Consider the following 4,229-nt stretch of genomic DNA (forward strand, 5'->3'; position numbering starts at 1 on the left):
GGTGCAGATATGAAGGTAGATTTGTTAAATGATGGCCCGGTAACAATAGCTATAGATACTAAAAACAAGGAATAATGTAGTTTCGTCGATTTTTTTCTTCAGTTTGTAAGAAAAATATGTGTTTTACGTTTGATTTTCACAACCACACATAATCAATGCGACTATCGTTATTATTCTCTCTATTGTTCTTGAGCTTTCTTTCCTATGCGCAAGAACTAAAATATAATTCCCTTTTTATTGATAAAGCTTTGACGGAAAACGCAAATGCCGTTGTTCGCCTAAATCAGTTGGATGTTGAAATTCTCTCTCAACAAAAAATGATCGTTAAGAATAAACAGGTTATTACGGTGTTGAATAAACTGGGTAATCGTAATGCCAGAAACGGTCTTGGATATGATAGTTCAAAAAAAATAAAGAGTATAAACATTGTTATCTACGATGCAGTTGGCAACGAGATTGAAAAAATCAAGAAAAAGGATTTTAAGGATGTAAGTGCCGTAGATGGTTTTTCACTGTATATTGATTATCGAAAACTGTATTATAATTACACTCCTATAAGTTATCCGTACACTATTGAATTTAATTATGAATACGAAACATCGGATACCGGGTCTATTCCCTCTTGGTATTTTTTAAGCGGATTTACAGTAAGTGTTGAAAAAAGTCATTATTCCATAGTGTATGAAGATGAAGGTCAAAAACCCGTCGTCTACGAGAAAAATTTAGAGAGTTTAGAATTTGATAAAAAGGAAACAAATAATTCTATAACCTACACGGCCCATATCATTCCGGCTATGAAAAGGGAAGGTATGAGTCCGTCTTTTGAGAAAATCAGTCCTAGGTTAATGGCTCGGATACCTAATTTTCATTATAAAGGATTTGATGCTTCTATTAACAACTGGAAGGACATGGGTTCTTGGGTAGATAACAAGCTCTTATCAGGCAGAGATAAACTAAGTCCGCAGACTGTAGCAAAAGCAAAGGCTCTAGTTTTGGGGGTAGATGATGATCTTGAAAAGGCTAAAATAATTTACAAATACGTTCAGGATAATACAAGGTACATTAGTGTTCAAATTGGTATTGGCGGCCTTCAGCCTATCTCTGCTATTGATGTTGATAAGGTTAAATATGGTGACTGCAAAGGTCTTTCTAACTATACCAAGGCACTTTTGAAAGAAGTGGGTGTTGCATCCTACTACGCTGTGGTAGAAGCTGGAGGAGATAAAGTTGATTTTGAAGATAATTTTGCTGATTTAGCCCAGGGCAATCATATTATTTTAGCCATTCCTTATAATGAAACTTACTACTGGGTAGATTGTACATCCCAGATTCTCCCGTTTGGATATATAGGAACTTTTACAGACGATAGAAAAGTGATGATTGTAAAACCTGATGGAGGAGAAATTGTAACGACCACGGCTTACGTCAATGAAGATAATTATCAATCCATAGAAGCGTCATATGAATTAAAGCCTGATGGTAGTATTTTCGGAGAGACACATCTTGTCACAAAAGGAAGCCAGTATAACGCGCACTTTAGGTTGAAGGAGAAAACCGAAGAGGAGGTTGTAAAGCAGTTTAAGAGTAGGTGGGGTTCAATTAATAATCTAGCTATTACAAACTATCATTTTGATAACAATACAAACGATGTAATCTTTACTGAAGATATTTCACTTAATGCAACAAACTATGCTTCAATAAGTGGAGATAGAATTCTATTTATCGCAAATGCGTTTAACAATCAAAATGTTGTGCCTGATCGTTATCGCAATAGAAAATTGCCTTTTGAAATTCAAAGAGGGTTTTTAGATGAAGATAGTTTTACGATTCAACTTCCTGCAGGGTATATAGTAGAGGCGCTTCCAAACGCTAAGAAAATTGAAAATGAATTTGGCACGTATTCCGTAAGTTTTGAGCAGAATGCAGATAATCATTCTGTGAAATACAAAAGAAGGTTTTTGCTCAAAAAGGGATTTTATCAAAAAGATAAATATAAAGAATATCGCAATTTTAGAAAAGAGATTGCCAGTATGGATAATTCACAGATTGTTCTTCTTAAAAAATAATCAAACCACCGTAATAAAAAAAAACATAAGTATGATACAACTTCGAACAACCGTTTTGTTGGTTCTTCTTTCCATTTCATTTTCTGGTAACGCGCAGGACTTTAAATTTGGAAAAGTTTCTGAAGAAGAGTTAAAAGAAACCTTTAATCCTAGCGATTCTTCTGCAACGGCAACCGTGTTGTATAGAAGTAAGGAAATTAGATTTAATTATGTCCAGGGAGCTGGATTTAATGTCGTTACAGAAGTATTTGAAAGAATTAAAATTTATGATAAAGCGGGGTTTGATTACGCCACTGTGTCTCAATCTTTGTACAGAAATAATAATGATATAGAAACTGTTTCTGGGTTAAAAGCATATACCTATACATTGAAGAATGGTAAAATTGAAAAGAGCAAAATGGAAAAATCTGCTATTTTCACGACAGAATTAAATAAGTATAGAAATGAAGAAAAATTTACGCTTCCAAATGTAAAAGAAGGTTGTGTAATTGAGTATCAATATAGAATAACATCTCCCTTTTATTATTCAATAGATGAAATTGCACTTCAATATGACATACCTATAAAACAACAAGAAATTAGTATTTCAGCCCCAGAGTATTTTGTTTTTAAACCAAACATGAAAGGATATCTAGCGGTGAATCCAAAGTATAGCACAAAGTCTGATAAAATAAATTTCACAAATAAATCTAGAACTACAAGTGGTGGGGGATGGGGAGTAACATCTACAGAATACTCTAGTCAAAGCATAGATTATAAAGTGAATGTTACTAATTATAACATGACCAACATACCTGCTTTAAAAGAGGAGCCGTTTGTGAATGCTATGAATAATTATAGGAGCTCTGTTAATTATGAACTTCAGTATGTGAAATTTCCTCAGCAACTACAGGAAAACTATACCACCACATGGGAAGATGTAATTAAGAAAATATATGAAAGTGATAATTTTGGAGGGCAATTAAAATCTACAAGATATTTTAAAGATGAGCTTGAGATTTTACGGAGTAAAACCTCGTCTGCGACTGAATTGATGGTGGCTATCTTCTCACATGTACAGGGACACATGAATTGGAATAATATATACGGATATTATGTGGATAAGGGAGTTAAAACTGCGTACAAGGAGCAAACGGGAAACATAGCGGATATCAATCTTATGTTAACTGCAATGCTACAAACGGCTGGCCTAAGCGCTAGTCCTGTATTGGTGAGTACAAGAAGTCATGGGGTTCCAATGTCTCCTACTAGAGAAGGTTTTAACTATGTAATTGCTTCGGTTGAAATAGATGGGAATCTAATATTGTTAGATGCAACCAATAAGTATACTAGGCCTAATTTGTTGCCCACAAGAGCGCTAAACTGGTTTGGAAGGAAAATCCAAAAAGATGGCTCTATAATTTTGGTAGATCTTTTTCCTAAAAACCTTTCTGAGGAGAGTGTACAGTTAAGTATTAACTTAAAAGAAAATGGGAGTATTGAGGGGAAAGTAAGACTTACTAATAGAGACTATAATGCCTATTTGTTCAGAAATAAATACGCAAACAGTGTAGAAGATGATTACCTAGAAAAATTGGAAAACAAAAACAATGGAATGGAAATATCTGATTATTCTATTAAAAATAAAGGCAGTATGGGAAAACCTGTTTCAGAGAGTTATAGTTTTTCGTTAGACAACCAAGCAGACGTTGTGGGTGATAAGATATACTTTTCACCTCTGTTTCATCTTGCGATGAAAGAAAATCCTTTTAAACTGGAAAAGAGAGAATATCCAATAGATTTTAGCTTTCCATGGAGAGAAAAATATACCGTGAACATAGCGATTCCTGAAGGTTACGAAATAACATCTTTGCCAGAAAGTGCAAACATAACAATGGTTGATAAAATAGGAGGATTTCAATATCAAGTTTTAGATAATGGAACAGCAGTACAATTTAAGGTTGATGTTAAGATAAATCAGGCAGTGATAGCTGCAAGCTACTATAATGGCTTAAAAGAATTGTTTAAAAATATCGTTGAAAAAGAAACAGAAAAAGTAGTTTTATCAAAAATTACTTCTAATGGAACTACAGAAAGCTCAGGAAAGGGTAGATAACTGGATCAAAGAGCACGGTGTTCGTTATTTTAACGAACTAACCAATATGGCGCAACTTACGGAAGAAG

2 protein-coding genes and 2 pseudogenes are annotated in these 4,229 nt (G+C 34.0%); all 4 read left to right on the forward strand.

Annotated features, from left to right (window positions below; translation table 11 throughout):
- Positions 1–75, forward strand: a pseudogene (locus ACSHWW_RS14255) (D-aminoacyl-tRNA deacylase); the annotation flags it as partial.
- Positions 76–155: 80 nt separating this feature from the next.
- Positions 156–2,066: a DUF3857 domain-containing protein gene (locus ACSHWW_RS14260; protein ID WP_435683142.1), complete on the forward strand. Its 1,911-nt coding sequence runs from the start codon at positions 156–158 to the stop codon at positions 2,064–2,066.
- 31 nt (positions 2,067–2,097) lie between these two features.
- Complete coding sequence (locus tag ACSHWW_RS14265) at positions 2,098–4,161, forward strand: DUF3857 domain-containing protein (protein ID WP_435683143.1); 2,064 nt, start codon at positions 2,098–2,100, stop codon at positions 4,159–4,161.
- A pseudogene (locus tag ACSHWW_RS14270) lies at positions 4,127–4,229 on the forward strand (pyrophosphatase); the annotation flags it as partial. The gene ACSHWW_RS14265 and the pseudogene ACSHWW_RS14270, both read left to right, overlap by 35 nt.

The sequence above is a fragment of the Nonlabens sp. genome (assembly GCF_051251825.1).
GTDB lineage: Bacteria > Bacteroidota > Bacteroidia > Flavobacteriales > Flavobacteriaceae > Nonlabens.

Coding starts and splice junctions, on each gene's coding strand:
- ACSHWW_RS14260 (WP_435683142.1), top strand. CDS start 156: ATGCGACTATCGTTATTATTCTCTCTATTGTTCTTGAGCTTTCTTTCC.
- ACSHWW_RS14265 (WP_435683143.1), top strand. CDS start 2,098: ATGATACAACTTCGAACAACCGTTTTGTTGGTTCTTCTTTCCATTTCA.